A 20,170-nucleotide genomic window follows, 5' to 3' on the forward strand; every position below is an offset into this window, starting at 1 on the left:
AATTTTTATTATTTATTTTCTAATTTCCAATCTTTTAGCTCTTTATCAGACATGTAGTGTACCGTTTCTGGCGGTGCAGAAGTAAGTGTATAGAAATAAAAATCAGGTCCATTTTTTGCTCCAAGCATTTGTGTGAAATATGCAATTTGATATTGATGTGCTGGATGATCTTTTGGCAATTCATCTGCTCTAATATTTTCTCCTGCCCAAGAATGCACACCTAATTTTGCTCCTTTTATAATGGTTCTATTGTTTCCTGCGCAAAATAAATCGACACCTCCAGATGCAATATTACTATCTGCTAGTACTTTTGTATGCAATCCTGCTTCTCTTAAAATACGTCCTGTATGCATGTTTACAGCATCATTAATAGAACCGTCAACCTGTGTTAATACGATTGTTTTTACGTTTTTATGATTGTCAATGATATTTTTTATTTGATGATAGGTGATCGTTCCCAAAGTACCAGAAAGATATGCTTCATTCCCTTTGATTTCTATCTTACTATTTCCAGCGCCCATTATCGCTTCATTTCCTTTGATGGCAAAATTATATTCACTTTCTCCTTTCAATGTTCCACTAATTTGCACATTAAAGTCTTCATCTACTGTTCCGCTAGCTGTTCCTTGTGCAATCATTTCAGGCTCTCCTCCTTCTTGATTCATAATATCACCTTTTAGGTAAATCGCTTGCGCTTCAAAACTTCCTTTTTTTCCATATTCGATAGCATCTTCTGAAGCAATAACTAAAATGCTTTCTTTCATATTTTTAAAAGATGTAATTAATATGATATTACCTTCATCTTGTTCTGGAAAAAAGAAATTAATTTCATGTTTTTTTCCGTTTACTATGATTGAAGCATCTTTAAGCAATTTCATTTGTGCAACTACAACACTATCAATATCTTTTTTGGCAATTCCTTCATCTGTAAACCCTTCCCAACATTTATTGTTGTACCAATATCCATCTTTCTCTTCACAAGTTTGTTGTGTATTTGAGCTTACTGCTTTTTGCCCATTACAAGAAGTAATGGCACATAAAAACAATAGACTTAAACTCCATATTATATTTTTCATGTAACGTGTTTTTATAGATTGTTATTTTTTTTTAAACTCCTCAATAAGTAATAACTAAGAATGATGATTCCTGGCAGGATTACTACTAAGTCAACCCGTATTATTGGGTCTTCGACTGTTCCTGCCCATTTGATAACTTGCAATTCCCATATCAAAAAAATGGTCCAAATAATGAGCAAAAAAGCCAGATTTTCCTTTTTATAATTTTTAAATTTCATCTTAGTTTTTTTTGGTGAATTTGATGGTTGGCTAGTTTAAAAATCAATAGTTACTCTTTTGTTTTTTGTTCTTTTACACGCTTAAAAATATATCGTGTTATATAGATTCCTTGTCCATCTTCATCTCCAGCATCACTTTCCACACCGCTTACTACAAAAGCTAAATCCCAACCTTGTTCTCCCATTGTATTGATTTTTGAAGTTACTAAGGCGTCATTGGCAGCAATGTTTTGAAAACGAATTCCTGCAATGTTATAGAAGTTTAATAGTTTTGTTTCTTCGAAATTTTTTACACGAATGTCTTTTCTTTTCGATTTGTTTCTTTTGTTATTTTCTTCAGAACGACTTGAAGTGAAACTTTTATAATCTCTCTCTTCAGAAGCAGAAATTAATCGCGATCTTCCTAATCCGCTTGGTACAATTGACTCTACACTTGTGATTACTTTGTATTCGTATTGTTGTTGAGCGTTTGCTCCGAATACAGATCCAAGGACTAATAATCCTAATACAATTACTTTTTTCATATTGTTATTTTTTAAAGTTTGTTCGACTTTGATTTTGTTTCCACAAAGATGAAATGTAATTGTTCGAAAAGGGTCTTGGATATAGATGAGGTAGTCTGAAATCGTGTTTTCAGACTCTTTTACATAATTCTGGACTCTGAAATACTTAGTTAAACTGCTTGTTTGTAAGCATTTGGAGTTTTTCCTGCAAATTGTTTAAAAACGGCATAGAATGTTGCTTTTGAACTAAATCCTGACTCAAAAGCAATTCCTAGCATGTTTAAATTGTCATAATCAGGATCTTTTAAGAGTCGTTTTGCTTCTTCTACACGGTAATAATTTACAAACTGATTGAAGTTTTTGTTTGTATGTTGCTTAATGAGTTGTGAAAGATTTCGTTGCGGAATTCCGATCGATTGTGCAACATCGGATAATGATAAATCAGATTCTTTATATAATTTATCAGTTTCCATTAACGCAATTAATTGTTTGCTTTCTGCGCTTGCAGTTTCTTCTGAAATAGTATTTTCTCCTAAAGGTAATTCTATTTCACTTGCTGTCACAGATATTTTTGATTGTCGCAAGCCTGAAATTCCTATCCAAAAAATAAAAATTACATTTATGGAAGATAGTATTGGATACGTATAATCTTCAAAGAATTTATCTTCTTGAAAAATCTCTATAATCCATAAAAAATTGAATATCAATACAAAATAAGCTACTTTTTTTGCCCAATTTAAGCGCTTTCCTGCCGTATTGGAATAGTATGCATTTACATTTTTATTATGCTTGTTTATATGTCGTATTGTCTTTATTACATAGTAGACAGAATATGGAAAAGAGAGTAGTATAAAAATTATTAAAGAAAGCTCAAAGAACACATTGTCTTCTATACCAACCTTTGTCGTTGTTGGTAATAAGAAAAGTATTGTCATAAGTACAAACTCAATAATTCCTGGTAAGATGATGATGAAGCTGTCTCTTTTAGAAAATTTCGTATCTGTTATATGTCTTACATATAAGTAAAACAAAGGCAATGTTAGATAATAAAAATTTAACGGTAAAAATAATAAGGATGGATATTGGTCAATAATGTTTGAATCTTCCAAAATAGTCTCAAGCAATTCAATACTAAATGCTATTAAGAAAGCGCCCAATAATAGTGTTGGTCTGTTCTTTTTATTTTCTATCATCAAATACACACCCAAAAATACTCCTTGTACTAAGCCAAGAAAGTCTACGAGACTGGTAATGTTGTAATTGATAGAATCCAAATTATACTGTTAGCAAAACTTAGTGAATCACGATTTTTTTGGTAATTGTTTTACCTTGTGTTTTAATTCGTGCGAGATACATTCCCGAAGTCAAATTTAGATTAATTTTTGTAATTCCTGAAATTGGTTTTGAAAGTAATTTTCGTCCATCTAGAGAAACAATATCAATCGTAGCTTCTTCTTTTATTCCAACGATATTGATACTGTTTTTTGTGGGATTTGGATATATTTTGATCGTTTCCGAAGTAAATTCTTCTGTTGATAATGGTTGCGACCACATAACGCCAGTTTGATTTCCCCAAATATGCTCTACTAATTCTGGATGATCTATGAATGGATTTCTGTTGAATTGCCACGTATAGATTACATTGTTACGATTCATTTCAAAATCATCTGGCGGATCGTTTCTGTGCCAAGTCAATAAGGTTGCTAAGTCTCCTAATTGTCCTTCTACAGCAGGAAATCCATTTTCTATAGATAATCCGTTGTAACGAACAGCCAAGAATAATACACTTCGCGCAACATCGCCACGGAAGCTTCCCGCAGTTCCTGTTGGACCTGTATATTGTCCGTAATGTTGATTTCCTCGCGAACTGTTTTCTGGTCCGTCACTCGCGCGTAATGCATGTCCGTCCGAATTTCCATGACGTAATGAATCGGCTCTTGTAATCCAAAATACGTCTCTTCCATCTGCAATATCATCTGCTTCTATACTTCCGTAACCTGCTAATGATCGTGGAAAAGTATGTTCTCTGTTCCAAGCTCCGGTACTATTTGAACCTGATTGTTGATCTAATTTTGCACGTCCTTGTTCCGTATATACCAACCAAACCTGATTGCTATTTGCTGGATTTTGATCTGCTTCACGCAACATATCGTATACATCTGCATAAGTTTGCGCACGTACAGTGTTAACATCAGCAATGATTGCTTGCATTGCATCGCGCAAAGCATCATCTGCCAAGCCATCCATTGTATTATAATAACCTGTTGGAGCTGTACTTGCAACCGTTCCAAATGTAGGATTTAAAGGCGTTCCAAAAGGTGCTACTGTAAAGTCATCATCAACAGCACGAATTAAAACGGCATCATTTAAAATGATGTATTCTACAGAAAAGTTATCTACTAAGTCAATAATGAGTTCTTCATCACCTTCGTCCAATGTATCGTCAACCAACGTTATCATGGTTGTTATTGAACTTTGTCCCGTAGGAATGGTTACCGTAGTTGTTCCTGTAAAATCGGAAGTATCAAAAGTTCCATTATCCAGCGTAAATGTTATGTCTAAATCTGAGATTACAGCAGTTTCCGTTGTGAATTCTATTGTAAAAGTTTCTCCCTCTGTATATTGATCGTTTGCTACATTGATAGAAATTCCGTTTAGTATTATTCCGCTTCCATCATTTAGTTGTCTTGGTGTTGGTGTACCTGTAAAATAGCTTCCGTTGGTTTCGTTGCGTTGAATGGAGTCTGTATTGTTATTTCCGCCTTCGCTAATTTGTGTTGTTAAACCTAGTAAACTTAACAAGCCTGTATCATCAGCTTCACCTGTATCGTATACAATTGCATCTATTAAATCGGTTGTTGTGGCTTGTGTTCCTTGCGGAAAATCGAAACTATTTGCTTGATATATTGCTACTGCATCTGCTCCATTTTGAATAACATTAGAACCTATTAAAAGTTGTGGTACAGGTGAAACTGTACTACTTCCAATCAATAGTAAACCATTAACATCAGTTGTTTGTCCATCTAAATCTAATGCAAAATAACTACTATCATTTCCTGACGTAGATCCATTAAATAGTACTAAAACGTAGCCATCTAGCGAGAAGTTTGGAGTTTGAGATTTTAATTCGATGAATTCACCTGTGTCAGTTCCTGGCGTATCACAATCAATTTCATTTATCACAACAACTTGACTTAATGCAAACTGACTCATCAATAGCATTAAGAATATGGGAAATATATTCTTCATTATTCTACTTTTCACAAAAGTACAATATTAGAACTATTATAATATATTTTTAGATAGAATTAATTGTAAAGACAGCTAATCTTAATGTTTTGGAAATATGTTAATTAACTACTTGTTTCGCCAATAGTGATTGTTGTATTGAGTATAATATCACTTGCAGGAACGTTTTCTAGTTTTGATTGCAATCGCATCTGTAACATTTTTGCAGTTTGCTTTCCGATCTCTTTTGGATGTTGATCGATGTAGGATATTTTTGGGTACGATAGGTCATTTTGTGAACTATTTACATAACCAATTAGAGAAACTTCTTTTCCTGGTGAGAACCCTAGTTTTTGAATAGCACTGTTGCAAAGTAAGGTAGCGTTGATATCGGCAGCTATAAAACCATCTATTTTGTTTTCTTTTAACGTTTCTTCAAGTGTTCGTCGAAGTTCTGTTAAGTCTTCGAAAGCTATTACTGTAGGGTTTTCCGTTTGCGATAAGTATCCTTCTTCTCGTAAACGTCCAACTATTAATGTTGGAATTGAAGATACGAAAGCAATGTTTTGACAGTTTTTATTTTTTAGATGATCGTATGCGCTAGTGATACTATCATAATCGTTTACATGTACAGTATCAAAGCCTAGTGGTTGCATTGGAATACGATCAAATAATACCAAAGGAATTCCTTTTTGCTTGATGTTAATAATATGATCGAATGTTTTCTTTTTGTTGGTTTCTTCTGCAATACAAATTAAAATTCCGTCAACATTTCCTCTTGAGAAATAATCTAAACATTCTTTTTCTCTTTCTAAGCTTTCATTACTTAAGAATGTAATGATATTGTATTTTGAAGCACTTACAAACTCGTCAATTCCTTTCAATACAGAAGCAAAAAAAGGATTTTCAATATTTGGCAAAACCACACCAATTTGCATGGTTTCTTGCTTTTGTAAGCGTACAGCAATGGGATTTGGGGAATAGCCTCTTAGTTTGGCTAAGTTTTTTACACGCTCTTTCGTTTGTGCACTTATTTCTTCGCTATCGTTTAAAGATTTTGATACAGTTGATACAGATATATTTAATTCTTTTGCTAATGATTTTAAAGAAACTACGTTTTTCATGTATCCTGTTTTATTTGTTAAGTGCCTATAAAAGTAATAATTTGAAGTATAAAATATAAAAAAGTGTGTCTATTTTCATAAACACACTTTTTCTACTTGCTATTAGTTATTAGTTTTTAACTAATTTGACACTACTTTGTCCTTTGTCTGTACTAATCTTAGCAAAATATATTCCGCTTTGTAATGCAGTACCATCAATTGATGCTTGAATAGCTTTTGGCTCTAGAGCCATAACTTGTCTTCCTGCAATATCAAATACTTGAATTGTATTGATTACTGTATCTTCCGTTACCACATTCCAAGAATCATTTGTTGGATTTGGATATGCTCTGAAAGATGATGTATTAAATTCGTCAACACTTAATACTGTATTTTTGTGTAAATAGATATTGTCATACCATACATTAGTTAAGTTTGCTGTTGTAATTCCAATTTGAGCAATGTCACTTCTTGTAAGACTGTTAGCAACAACACCTCCTAAAGATGTAATATCAACATCAACAGAAACCCAAGTTCCTGCAACAATAGCTGGCATCGTTCCAGTATTAATGTTTACTTCTAACGCAGAAGCTTCTCCACCTCCACCGGCAAAGTCAACTAATTTTACATTGAATACATCACCAACTAAATCAACATCATCCGTATAGAAATCGAAGTGTATATGTGTAAAGTCTGTTAAATTCTGTCTATTTGCAGAAAAGTCAATTCCTTGGCAAGGAATACCAGTATTCTTTTTAAACATGCTATTACCTCCTATAGCTACTTCTGTTACTGCTACACCGCACCAACCTGCATCATAGGTACTTACTGCTATGTCTGCATAGGCATCACTATAAATAGAGACTACATCTGCTGCTGCTCTATTTGGTGGTGTTGGAGCTGCTGTAGCTGGCCCGCTAATTACAAAAGATACTGTATATGTTTCTGTAACAGAACCATTTTGAGAAACTACTACAACTGTTGCATCACCAGGAACTGCTGGTGCTTGGTTTATAGTTACACTCGTTGCAGCTGGGTCTGTAGATGTTGCTGAAGTAATTTGTGGTACTACAACTGTCCCAGGTGCTAATTCAACTGTGTAATCTGTTGTTCCAGGACCAAATCCGCTTATTGTAGCTCCATCAACTTGTAAGTCACTTAAAGTTGCATCGGAACCTGCTGCTGTTGGATTTTTCCAGAAATATAAGTTGTCTACATAAATTCCATCCGTAGATCCATTTCCTCCATCAAACTTAAATTGTATTGCAGAAGAAGTGTCTCCAGTAATTCCTGCGATTGGAATATCTACACTAATCCATGTACCTGAACCAGTATTTGTTATTGGATGTGCAATTTCTGGACCAGAACTAATTACAAAAACATTTGGGTTAAATGTTCCATCTATCCAGATATCAACGTGTAAAAATTCCATTGCTGAAATATTTTGAGTACTTCCGAATTGATTTCCTTGGTAGTTAAAGTTTGGATATGCTAGTACTAGGTTTCCTGTTCCTGGGTCAAAAGCAGTATTTGCAGTCCCAAATCCAGCCTGTCCCCAATTTGGGTTGTAGTTTGAACCTGCAACATCTGCATATGCACCACTAAAAATAGAGATTACATCTGCCGCATCTCTAGTTGGTGGATCGGTAGCATTGTCTGTTGGTTGTGCATACGCTATGCATGCAAATAACAAAAATAAATACGTAATTTTTTTCATATTAGTTATTTTTAATTTTGATGTGTTAGTTTTTGATTTATTAATTCCAATGAAAGTATTCAACATCAACTTTCGAGAGAAGTTTTAATTCTTTTTCAATATATATTGATATTTTTAAGAAAAAGCATTTACCACTACAACAAAAAACATACAGTTGTAAAAAAAAATGCAAAACTCAATAGAAACGGTACTTTAAAAGATATTCACTCAACTGTAATACAGCAATTTAAAATATAAAAAATTAGAATGTTGTGGTAATGTTGTAGTATTGTTGTAGTGTGCTTAGCCTTAATATTTACCTTTACAAGTATGTTTTAAAACTTTAACTCCTCTTCTTTATCCCAAAGTCCCCAATATGCACCAACATCACCTTCATCTCCTGTCTTCCATGATTCATCAAATGATGAAAAATAGAATATTTCTACCTCTTCTTCTTTGGCCCACTTTTGGGTATTTATAAAATATTTTATTGCGTTTACATCAGATGGATATGCTCCTTCCAAACTTGTTCCTTTGTTAGGCCATCCTGTTTCTGTGATGATAACTTTTTTCCCGTTACCTGCTCGTTTTGCTCTATTGTACATATCTTTCATATATAATAGAGAATAATCTTGATCGCAACCTTCCCAAAAAGGATAGCAATTGGCTAAGATTATATCACATGCTTCTGTAATTGCAGGGCGTTCAGTAAATTCATAATACGCATCAACGTAACCTACAGGAATTCCTTTGATTTCTTTTTTTGTATCATAAATAAATTTCAACAATTCTTCTTCAGTTAAATCGCCACGATACATAACTTCGTTTCCAACTGCTGCAATATCTACATAGCCACTTTTAGCAAGATTTACTAATCCTTCTATTTCAGCTTCATTTGTCTCAGGATCATTTCCTAACCAAGCGCCTACTAAAGTATTCATACCTAATTCCTTTGCTATTATAGGAATTAACTCATTACCTTCTGTACATGAAAATGATCGTACCCAATCTGTATAAGGTTTAATAATTTCTAGCCTACGCCTTATTTGTGCTTCCGAAAGCGTATCTCCAGGTTTTTGTCCTTCTTCATAAGGGCTAAAACATAGTCCGTGCATTCCTGCATTTAATGTGCGTCTCCATTGCGATTTTAAATCGACTAAAGATTGTCCCTCAAAATCTAAATCTGCTAGTGCAAAAAATTTTTCTTTTCTTAAAGACATTTTCTTTGTTTGTTAAAATTTTAATTGTTCATGCTTATCCCAAAGTCCCCAGTATGCACCAACCTCTCCTTCGTCTCCTACTTTCCATGACTCATCAAATGACGAGAAATAGAATACTTCTACGTTGTCTTTGTTTGCCCAAACTTGGGTGTTAATGAAATATTTTATAGCGTTTATCTCATTAGATTCCGCTCCTTTTAAACTACTTCCTTGACTTGGCCATCCAGTTTCTGTGATGATGACTTTTTTTCCTTGTGCTGCATCAGATGCTTGTCCAAACATTTGCTGCATGTGCGCTAAAGATCCATCTATGTGACAACCTTCCCAATACGGATAGCAGTTACTTAAAATAACATCGCTAATTTCTACAAGTTGCGGATGCACAGAAAACTCGTAATATGCATCTACATATCCAACTTGAACGTTTGGCAATGCTTCTTTTACTCTTCTTATATATTCTAGAAGTTCTTCTAGAGTCAAATCGTTTCTATACAACACTTCATTTCCGACTGCTGCAATGTCTACGACTCCTTCATTTCCTAATTCTATTAAGGCTTCTATTTCCTTTTCATTTTCTTCTTTATCATCTCCTAACCAGGCGCCAACCATCGTTTTCATACCATGTTTTTTGGCGATACGTGGAATGTGTTCATTTCCTTCAATACACGAGAAAGAGCGTATCCATTTTGAGTATGGTTTTAAAATTTTTACTCTTCTTTCTACTTGCTCTACACTTACGATATCACCAGGCTCTTGTCCATCTTCATACATGCTAAAGCAGATACCGTGCATTCCTTTTTTAAGTGTTGCTCTCCAAAGTTTTTTTAACTCCTCAATGGAATATTTTTCAAAATCTATTCCTGAATGTTCGGTAAAGTTAATTCCTCCGTATAAGTGATACTCTTCGTCTCTATATGACATTTTTTAATTTTATTCTGATTGTTTGATTTATAATTCTCCTCTTCGTTTTACGAGCTCTTCTTTTATTTCCATAGCTCTTTCTTCATTTAAGCTGTAATCCCACATTACCCATATAGCAAGTCCTGCTGTAAGTACTGGTAATACAATATCAGTAATTCGCATTCCAATTAATGCTTCTGCTGTTTGTGTTGATGCAGATGAATCGTATCCTAGTAGGCTTAAAATAATTCCTGAGAATACTAATGCTAAACCTTGTCCAACTTTAATCATCCACCAATAGATGGCTCCAAATGTTCCTTCTTTACGCGGCATTCCATTTTCAAGTTCATCTAAATCGCAGACATCTGCAGTCATAGACATCATTAGTGTGAATAAACATCCCATTCCGAATGCCATTAATGGAATTGGTAAGAATAACATGTATGGATTTGTTGGATCGAATCCCCACCATTTTAATATGTATCCTAGCATTGAAATTGCCGTTGCTATGAGAAACGCTTTTCTTTTGCCGTATTTGTTTGCCATCATATTAATGATTGGAATTGCAATAAATGCAGTGTAGGCAGCCGTAACTGCTGGGAATAATGCTACCCACCACTTGGAAGCTCCCCAATCACCATCGAACATATAGAAGTTGATAATAAATACTCCGAATTCTGCAACAATTTGAAATCCATTGAAGACTAAGAACGTTGCTAAACAAAGTTTTACAAAAGGTTTATTTTTCAATACTAGTTTGATTCCATCAAAGATTTTACCCATGCTGTTCCATAGAGCTTTTGGTGTAATTTCTTCTCTACCTTCCATTTTACTTGAATCAATTCCTCTACAAAAAATTGCTGGTAAAATACCTAGAAGAATGATTACAAATCCTGCTATTAATGCTACTATTCGTACACCTTCTGGAATAGAATCAAAAAGTTCTTTATCTGGAATAAGCACATATAGAAAAGGTACTAACATCCATGCTATTTGACCAATTATGTTGGCAAAGCCCATTAACCGCGTACGTTCTTTATAATCGGATGTCATTTCATATCCTAGTGCAATTAATGGTGTTGAAAATATAGTGTTACCAAATATCAATAAGATTGAAAAGATAAGTAAGTACCAAAAGTTGTATGATTCTGGGTCTACATCATGTACTTGCCATAATATGGTAAAGATGATTCCTGACAGAATGGCTCCTAAAAATATATAAGGTCTTCTTCTTCCATATCGTGAACTTGTGTTATCTGATATATATCCCATTACAGGATCTGTGATAGCATCAAATAGACGAGGAATTCCAACAATTAAACCTGCTAATACAGTATTCATTGCAAATCCTTCAGAAGATTTTAAGAAAACTACAAAAACACCTAGAATTCCAGGTATTAAGTTATTAATTAAGTGACCAGCTCCAAAGGCTGCTTTTTGACCAATTGGAACTCTATTTCTAGCTGCTTTTTCTACTGTTGGCATAATGATACGTTAGTTTTAGTTGGTTAGTACGATAGTTTGAATCGCTTGTGGGTTAATTGATATATTTTTTACTGTTTCACCTAAGTGAAGTGAAAAGTATTTTTCAGTTTTACCTTCATTAAATACTACAACTGCAATGCTACCATCAGGGTTTTTTGCTGCTGTGACCATTAAATCTTTGTCTGTGTTTTTTGCATCAATGATTTTTGCCCCTGGGCGAATGTATTTACTGAAATGTGCCATGGTATAATAAATTGGCGTCATGTATACTTCATCTGCATCTGGATCGACAATTACAGGCGCTACACACCAGTTTTTGAACCAGTTTGGTCCTCCTTGTCTGTCTAAGACCATATTCCAGTCTACCCATCCATCAACCCAGTTGTTTAAACAACCAATGATGTCTCGTGCATATCGATTTACAGGTGCGTATTTTGGATGCAGGTGTTTGTCTTTTTCAGATGCCCAATCCCAGCCCCAATCTGTTGCTTCTTTTTTCCAGTACCAAGCGTCATTTTTCCATTCAGGAACTTGTGAATCTACACAACCTTCTGTTTCTATAAGGTATTTGTTTGGCGCTTTGTTATGTCCGTATTGCAATGCTTCAGGGAAGAAGTCATAGGTACTTTCATACCAGTGAATTGCTATTCCGTCATAGTATTTTGAGGAAGCTTCATCTTTGTACATTTCATCTACCCATTCTTTTATACCTGCACGGTTTTGATCGTATCCTAAGATTTTTACATCTCCTTTTCCATCAGCTTCTAGTTTAGGTCCTAAATGGTTTTGCACTAAATCTGTCATTTCTTTTGGCGAAAAGTGCATACTTTCCCAGTTATTACCGTTTCCGTGTGGCTCATTTACAACCGTGATTCCCCAAATATCAATTCCTTCAGCTTTGTAAGCATCTAAGTATTTTGAGAAAAATAATGAATAGACATCATTGTATTTAGGCAATAGTTTTCCACCAACCCATTCTTTGTTGTCTTTCATCCATGGCGGTGCAGTCCAAGGTGAAGCAATGATTTTGAATCCGTCTTCAGAGGCTTTCATTGCATCTTTGATCATTGGAATTAAGTCATCTTTATCTTCTTTAATAGAAAAGTTTTCTAAGGTCATATCGTCTGCAACAGGTGCATACGTATAGTTACTTAGTGAAAAATCACAAGAACTTATGTGTGTTCGTGTGAGTGAGTAGCGTGCTCCCTCATTCCCGAAGTATGCTTCAATAATTTTAGCTCTGTTTTCTTTTCCTAGTTTATTCAATAAATATGCTGATGATTCAGTAAATGAACCGCCAAATCCAGTGATTGTTTGGTATTTTTTTTCAGGAGTAAGTACTATCGAAGTCGTTTTCGTTAGTGTATCTTTTGGTGTGTTGAATTCAGTAAGTTTCGTTAGTTTGTTTCCACTTTCAGAAGTTTCAAACACGGTTGCTTCAAGCTTTGATTCTGCTTTTTTTTCTTTTACTTTGCACGCTGAAATCATAATGAGTAGCATTAAAAGGCTATATATGTATTGTTTTTTCATGGTTAGTGATTTACAGTTACTTTTTTTACTGGTGGCACTTGCACTTCTAATAATAATGCATCCTTATTACCATTGTATGTTTTAGTAATTGATTTTCCGTCTCTTGTTAGGTTTTTAAAGGTTCCTTCATCAACCATATTCCATAGCGCGTATTTAGCTTTTCCATCTACCGTAAATAGACCAAAATGATTTTCAGATCCTTGTTCATTGTGCGCATCTTTCCATGGCTCATTGAATGCTTCAAAATAAAAGCATGATATATTGTTGGCATTTGTCCATTCTCGCATTAGCTTGTAATACATAGCTTGCTTGTACTCATCTGTTGCTCTTGAACCTGTAGGTCCATAATGACCATTAGAGATACTAGCCCAACCCGTTTCTCCTATGTGAATAGGCTTGTCTGCATCTAAACTTTTTACATAAGTGGCAACAGTATTGTATTGTTTCTTAGCAAACTCGATAGATCGAGTCATAGCTTTTTCAATTTTTTCATTATCTGTTAAGCTCTCCTCTGCTTCTGGCACATGCCAAAATTCAGGGTTGTAATGTGAGTTATGGTACGGATATGTATGCATGGAAACATAATCGACTGCCTTGATAATTTTTTCTAAGTCTTCTGTTCTATAACTAGGATCTCCTCCGCCCCATGAGGCAAAATCATCAGAACAAGTGATCCATAAATCTTTTGAAAGTTTTCCAGACTTTTTCAAGTCTTGCAAATGATTTACCCATTTTAAGATGACATTGGGTTGCACATAGTAACTTGTAGCCCATCGTATCATGGCTTCATTTCCAACTGCTAGTATTTTTACAATATCTTTATATTGATTCGCCAATGCGACAGCTCTTTCAATTTCACCTTCGTTTTGCTCACTTTCCTGATTGTGATCGGGAGCTTGGCCTGTCCAAGCATATTTACAATCAATCCAAGCGCCTAACATTACATACATCTCAAATTTTGCGTTTTCGTTTTTCAGTTCCCTGATCGCTTTTAAAATGTTAGTAGCTTGTGGTAATTGTACATTGTATGTACGTAAAACTCGGATGCCCATCGCATGGAGAATCTTCATATCATCTTTAATCTCTGCTATGGTAGGCTGTGTATCGCGTGTTTTGGTGCGATAACCTCCATAAGAAATTGCTTGATAGTTTTTATTTCCTAATATATCTTTAGCTGTCAATTGTTTTTGTGTTGTTTGTTTTGACGTCGTTTTTTTCTTTTCCGCTTTATCACAAGACACGATTAATAGCGTTACCAATATGAATTTAGATATGTGCTTTAATGTTCTCATGAGTGTCAAATGTTTTTATTTTAAATGGTCTTTTTTGATATGTACGTTTATTTGTGCTACACCGCCTGCACGGTCAAATACTTTTTGACTTGTTGCTGCATCTAAGCTCAAACTGTTGAATGATTGTACATTTCCGTCTGAAAAATGTACTGTTAATGAGTTTTCTTCAGCAACCGTGTATGTAATTGGTACTTGGCAATAGGTAAAACAAAGCGATCCTTTTGCTACAGAAAGTTGTTTTGTTTCTGCATCAACATTTACATAGTTGAATGTTCTATCTTTTAATAAAAATTCATTTTTACGTAACATACACGGATCAAAGTATAGTTTACCATTCGTTACAAATACACCTAGTTCTCCGAAGCGACTTAAAATATCTTCTTTTACTTGTCCTGTCATTCCAGGTTGTTGCGCTCCTTTTCCTGCTGGCGTATGCGAATACGGGTCTGTTGGAAATGCGCCATATAATGATGGTGATTTGTGCACTCCAATTCCTTCATTAATTTCGTAATAGTGTTCTAACAATCTACCTACTACTTCATCACTTTCTTTATCTTTAATTGCTTTTAAACAGCATTCTTGTACTGCTAATTGTAGCTTTGACACCATGTGCCAATAGATAGAACCTAAACCTTCATATCCGTAGAATGTTCCTGAACGACCTGTAAAAGCTTTGTGATTAAAGATTTCTTCAAAGATTTCTAATACATAAGAAGTGTCTTCTTGTACAAGTTCTTGATAAGGTGTGTCACTTAAGTTTTCTAGTGCTTCACTTAAATCACCTGCATTTTTAAAGTTTCCATTAAAATGGAATTCACCATTTATATCGCGTGTTAGAATACTTCCGTTGTTATCATTTAATAATTTATTTAAGAGTGCTGATTTTACAACAGCTTCTTTTGGAATTGTATTACGCTTTATGAATCCTTTTAACTCTTTGTTTGGATAGAGTAAATAACTGTATTGATCTGGTCTAAATAGTTTGCTCGCTTTGAGTCCATCTAGTACTGCCAACGCTTCCGCAGATGAAATATATCCTGAACTTAATACCGCAACTTGACCTTCTAGCATTTCATTTAAATATGAAATAGAGATGCTATTGTCACCGTTCACAGTCATTAAATTATATGCGTGATATAGATTGTCTGAACGCTTATTTGCTTCTATAGAATGTTCTAAATATTTAAGACTTATTGATACAAAATCTTTAAGTTCTTCGATTGATATATTTGTTTTCCTTCCTGAGAAAGCATGCGTATAAATTTGATTTCTATAATCGCTTCCCGCAGTTCCTAAACCGTCTAAAACATACTTACGTTCTTTATCATTAATTTTCCCTAATAGTACATCTTGATGTGCTTTGAACGTATTTGTAACTGCATGGAAAAATTCTGCTAATTCTTTTGATATTTCAATAGATTCAGTAGTTGTTTCAGAAAAGACTCCGTTGAAAAACTTAAGGAAGCGTCTTAAATAGTATAAGGTTACCATAGATACGCCGTTACCAACAAGCGCATTATTAGCATCATTCCACTCTGGACGTTGTGTGTTCATCCAAATTCCTCCTTCAGGAATAAAATTGGATAGTTTAGCAAGTGTTGTTGCTAGTATTTTTTCAATGAAGTTTACTTTGACAATGAATCTGTTTTCATCTCGCAGTAAAGCACCATCGGCACCTAATTCGTCTCGTTGTTCACGAATTTTATGATCTAATGGTTCATCAAATTCAATTGTATCTTTAGGATTGTTTAATAAATCCTGATATTCTTTTATTTTGTAGGGCACATTTGCATACACAAACAAGTCTTTTGCAAAGAAACTTTCCAGTTTACCTGGTTTGTGATTTTCTATGATTTCTAAGAACTTTTGTAAGTATATGATTTGGTGATCGCCCCAATATCCAATATACGACCAAGGATCGTCTGGTTCATTTACTTCCCAATCAAATCCATCTTTGGTTACACGATACGGATTGTATCCGTCGAAAGTAGTTGCGTTTAAGAATTTATGAATCATACTTTCAATAAATTCTGGATATGAAAGTGCTAACGCTTCCCAGTTTTGGAAAATATCGCGCCAGTTTCCTTCATAATCTAGTATTTTAGAGCCATCTACTTCACTTCGTGTATTGATAGAGAATTTGTTCCAAGGACGACTTGGATCTCCATGACGACGACTGAATTTTAATGGCATATATTCTAAACATAAACGTCTAAAGTTTTTGTCTGAACTTGCATAAGCAACCTTTTGTATGTCTGCTAATGAGAATTTTTCTGGCAATGTTGCAATAATATCTTCGGAAGTTCTGGCAACTTTTTTGTTTGCTTTCGCTAGATAGTTTTTAAAGTCCCACTTCTCTATTTGATAGTTGTTGTCAAAAATTCCACCACGCATTATGTTAAAAAGCGTGTTTGAAAAATGACGTGTATCTCTAAATTTGTCTGCTGTTAATTGCATTCCGTCAGAAGCAGCATTCAATTGAATTAGCTTTTTTGTTCCTTCATTAATACTATCTTGAACTCTTTCTACTAAGTTTAGTTCATTTTTAATACGATAGGACAATTTTGCAATTTCACTATGATCTAAATTTAGATTTGCAATTGTCATCCATTCTTTATTTTCAGATGCTTCCAAATGCACTTCTGTATTGATAAAGTATGCACCTTTTTCTGCTTTTACATCTATTTCTTGTTGAATTGGATGGCGTTTACGGTATGCTTTTAATTGTAATGACGACAATAAGTATTGAGCATTTTCTGTTCCTAATGACCAAACAATGTTTGCTTTTAAAGCTTCACTTGGTTCTGCTTTATCTACGATAATTGCGCTTAGTGCAAAAAGACCTAAACCTGTGCTTTCTTCAAGTTCTGTACGTTTGTATGCATCCACCAAATTACTACTGGCATTCTGTATATCAGAACCTACGCCATATGGTAATATGTTTTGAATTCCATCTAAAACGTTTATATCTACAGCTTCTTGTGAATTATTGATAAGGTTTGATTTTTTTACAAATCCGAACTCATCACTAGAATTCCATTGGTAACGAAATGTAAGTTCTAAATCGTGATTGATTTCTTCGAACATTACTTTGTTTCCGTAATTGTTTTTATATAGATTACGCGTTATATGGTACATTCCTTCAAATCGTTCTGAGAAAGGTTCCCACAAGCTATTTTTACTATTTTTCGTTACTTGAAAAATAGATTTGCTTCCAGTTATTTCGGCAGATTCCGTGATTTTGTCATCTGTATAATATGGAAATAATGAAAACTCTGAGTTTTTACGTCCTGCGGTTAATCCACCATTACTAGATATAAACATCCAATGGTTAGAATCACTTACGATACTCATAAAAAATGGTCTAATGGTATCGCTATTGGATATTTTGTAAAAGCGCTCGTTATCTATTTGTACTGTTTCTATTTGAGACATATTTGATAGAATATCTTGATCTAAGTTTGCTTCTTTAATCATTATTGGTCGTTATTATTACTTCCAGGGAAGTAGGGGAATTTTTAATGTATTTTGTTCAAAAAATAATTTATTGATATACGCGAACGTAGTCAACTAACATTGTTTGAGGAAAAACAGTATTCGCATTTGGAGCGCCTGCAAATGAGCCTCCAACGGCAAGATTCATAATTATGAAAAAGTCATGATCGTATACCCATTCTCCAGTAACATCTGCTGGAGTGATTTGATTGTATAGTACATCGTCTACGTAAAAATTAACGTATCCTTCTCCCCATTCAATACCAAATACATGAAAATCAGTATCAAATCGATCGTTTGACAATTCGTAACTTTTTGTGATAGGATTTCCTCCTGAATATCCAGGACCATGAAGGCTTCCATGAACAATTGTAGGTTCTTGACCACGATATTCCATAATGTCAATTTCTCCACATTGTGGCCAACCAACAGTATCAATATTGTTTCCTAACAACCAGAAAGCAGGCCAAATTCCTTGTCCCCAAGGTAATTTTATACGTGCTTCAAATCGTCCGTATTTTCGTGAATACAGTCCTTTAGTGTTAATTCTAGCAGATGTATACCCAGAACCTTCAAAATCTTCTTTAATGGCAGTTATTTTGAGCATTCCATTTTCTACTACAACATTCTCTGGTCTATCCGTATAATATTGTGATTCATTGTTTCCCCAGCCATTGTCTCCGGTTCCGATATCGTATCCCCAAATAGCTGGATTTGGCGCACCATCTACATCAAAATTGTCTTCTAAAACAATATTGGTAAGTGTTATCACTTCTTGCGTGTCATCAGTATCACAACTTGTAGTTAAAGTGAAAGCAAGAATGCACAATATACTATAGACGTTGTTTGAATTTATATTTAAAATTTTATTCATCTGTTTGTCTTTATTACTTTTTATCTGTCAGATGGAACATCCATATAATCATTTTGTATCTGATTAGATTTTAATTATAGGATGTTTCATCGTTATAAATTTTTATATTAATTTTCAGAATAGAAATAGATATTATCTAAAGAGATATTTGCAATTGTTGCATCTGAAACAAAAATCATAGCTCCAAGAGCATCTTTACTAGTAAGTCCGCTGAAGCTAGATAAAGGAATATCAAATCCAGTCCAATCATTGCTTAGCAATTCGCTTCCTGAAATAGTGAAAGTTCCTGCTAATTGGCTTCCTTGTGTGAAGTTGTTGAATATCTCAATTCTGAAGAAATCTGAAGCTTCTACAGTTTCATTAGGTCTAATGTCTATGTGTAAGTGTGTCATGTCTGTAGCGTCAATAGGTTGTACACCACTTCCATCTCTACCGTAGAATTCGATTGCTACGAAATTGAGCAAGGTATAATCTATAATATTATTACCACCTTCGTCAATAGCGCCTCCAAGAGTGGTTTGAAAACCATCTAAGTAGAAACCATTGTAATTATCTACTGGTACATTGGCAAATACATCACTAAAAATAGAAATGACATCAATATTTGTAGATGAGATTGTTAATGATCCTGCGGCTTCCACTCCAGCCAAAGTAGCTGTAATTACTGCAGTATTGTCTACCATACCTGTTTCTGGATCAATTTCTCCTGGACCTTCAACTGTTACTACACCAGTATCAGTTACTGAAGCTACAAAAGGATTAGATGTTGCAAAATCAAAGTATGCTGGTGTTGCAGAAACAGTAACATCTTGACCATTTGCAAGATTGAATGTTTGTGATAAATTCATTAATGTTACAGACGTATCAATATTTGCTTGTCCAGTTTGGTCTTGTCCACCAAGTATTGCTGGTCTTGGTTGTCCTAGTGTACCTAAGTTTTCAAAACGTATTTCATCTATCCAGAAAGTAAACCCTGCACCGTTAGTGCTTTGTGTTCCTGCAGAAAAAATGAACATTCCTTTTTCCTGTACCAATTTTGATGGATCTGGAATTGGAATAACATACTTTTTCCAATCTGTTGAAAGTTGCGTATCTGTTAGTGCTACTGCATATTTATTATCTATAAAGTCAGTTCCGAAACCAAAAAGACCAACAGTTGCTGTTGTTGAGCCTTTTGCCCAAAAAGTTAAAGCGTCATAACCTGTTAAATCTCTTCCTTCTCCACGGTCTTTAAAGATTCCTCCTATAAAACCACCTTCTGGATCGTTAGGTGCTGGTACATCAATTCGTATCGATGTTGACCCTTCATACGCTTCATTAGTATCGGTACCAAAACCACTTGTATTGGCACCTCCAGCTGGATCAAAGGATATAAAAAATGCATCCGTAAGTCCTACTGGTGTATCAGTAAATATTTCTGCTGTATTAGGAAAGGTAGCTAAATCTATATCATCAGAAAAGCCTCTTTCACAACTTATCAACACAGCAAATAACAATCCTAAAACAGGAAAGAAAATGGAGTATTTTAAATTTATTTTTTTCATAATCAT

At 34.4% G+C, this 20,170-nt stretch carries 14 protein-coding genes; all 14 read right to left on the reverse strand.

From position 1 onward, the window contains the following. Positions 1-8: 8 nt before the first annotated feature. Positions 9-1,076, reverse strand: a complete 1,068-nt coding sequence (locus tag ACRBBL_RS11175) for a hypothetical protein (RefSeq protein ID WP_431369133.1) — start codon at positions 1,074-1,076, stop codon at positions 9-11. A gap of 268 nt (positions 1,077-1,344) precedes the next feature. Beyond that, complete coding sequence (locus ACRBBL_RS11180; RefSeq protein ID WP_431369134.1) at positions 1,345-1,818, reverse strand: hypothetical protein; 474 nt, start codon at positions 1,816-1,818, stop codon at positions 1,345-1,347. A 149-nt stretch (positions 1,819-1,967) separates the two neighbouring features. Continuing rightward, positions 1,968-3,071, reverse strand: a complete 1,104-nt coding sequence (locus ACRBBL_RS11185) for a helix-turn-helix domain-containing protein (protein ID WP_431369135.1) — start codon at positions 3,069-3,071, stop codon at positions 1,968-1,970. 19 nt (positions 3,072-3,090) lie between these two features. Further along, positions 3,091-5,046: an endonuclease gene (locus ACRBBL_RS11190; protein ID WP_431369136.1), complete on the reverse strand. Its 1,956-nt coding sequence runs from the start codon at positions 5,044-5,046 to the stop codon at positions 3,091-3,093. Between the two features lie 104 nt (positions 5,047-5,150). Next, positions 5,151-6,149, reverse strand: a complete 999-nt coding sequence (locus tag ACRBBL_RS11195) for a LacI family DNA-binding transcriptional regulator (RefSeq protein ID WP_431369137.1) — start codon at positions 6,147-6,149, stop codon at positions 5,151-5,153. Positions 6,150-6,258: 109 nt separating this feature from the next. Next, positions 6,259-7,845, reverse strand: a complete 1,587-nt coding sequence (locus ACRBBL_RS11200; RefSeq protein WP_431369138.1) for a T9SS type A sorting domain-containing protein — start codon at positions 7,843-7,845, stop codon at positions 6,259-6,261. A 314-nt stretch (positions 7,846-8,159) separates the two neighbouring features. Next, positions 8,160-9,044, reverse strand: coding sequence for a glycosyl hydrolase family 17 protein (locus ACRBBL_RS11205; protein ID WP_431369139.1), 885 nt, complete (start codon positions 9,042-9,044; stop codon positions 8,160-8,162). A gap of 12 nt (positions 9,045-9,056) precedes the next feature. Continuing rightward, the gene (locus tag ACRBBL_RS11210; RefSeq protein ID WP_431369140.1) at positions 9,057-9,965 is read right to left on the reverse strand and encodes a glycosyl hydrolase family 17 protein; all 909 of its coding nucleotides are present in this window, start codon (positions 9,963-9,965) and stop codon (positions 9,057-9,059) included. A 27-nt stretch (positions 9,966-9,992) separates the two neighbouring features. Next, a complete protein-coding gene (locus ACRBBL_RS11215; protein ID WP_431369141.1) occupies positions 9,993-11,429 on the reverse strand; it encodes an MFS transporter in 1,437 nt (478 codons plus the stop codon). A gap of 15 nt (positions 11,430-11,444) precedes the next feature. Beyond that, a complete protein-coding gene (locus ACRBBL_RS11220; RefSeq protein WP_431369142.1) occupies positions 11,445-12,959 on the reverse strand; it encodes a glycoside hydrolase family 30 protein in 1,515 nt (504 codons plus the stop codon). 2 nt (positions 12,960-12,961) lie between these two features. Next, positions 12,962-14,251 carry a glycosyl hydrolase family 17 protein gene (locus tag ACRBBL_RS11225; RefSeq protein WP_431369143.1) on the reverse strand — a complete coding sequence of 430 codons (1,290 nt, stop codon included), beginning with the start codon at positions 14,249-14,251 and terminating at the stop codon, positions 12,962-12,964. A 15-nt stretch (positions 14,252-14,266) separates the two neighbouring features. Next, on the reverse strand, positions 14,267-17,728 hold the full coding sequence (locus ACRBBL_RS11230; protein WP_431369144.1) for a hypothetical protein: 3,462 nt from the start codon (positions 17,726-17,728) through the stop codon (positions 14,267-14,269). 67 nt (positions 17,729-17,795) lie between these two features. Beyond that, complete coding sequence (locus tag ACRBBL_RS11235) at positions 17,796-18,620, reverse strand: glycoside hydrolase family 16 protein (protein ID WP_431369145.1); 825 nt, start codon at positions 18,618-18,620, stop codon at positions 17,796-17,798. 107 nt (positions 18,621-18,727) lie between these two features. Continuing rightward, complete coding sequence (locus ACRBBL_RS11240) at positions 18,728-20,164, reverse strand: carbohydrate-binding protein (RefSeq protein WP_431369146.1); 1,437 nt, start codon at positions 20,162-20,164, stop codon at positions 18,728-18,730. Positions 20,165-20,170: the final 6 nt, after the last annotated feature.

Origin of the sequence: Kordia sp., from assembly GCF_050633145.1 — a bacterium.
Classification (GTDB): Bacteria; Bacteroidota; Bacteroidia; order Flavobacteriales; family Flavobacteriaceae; genus Kordia.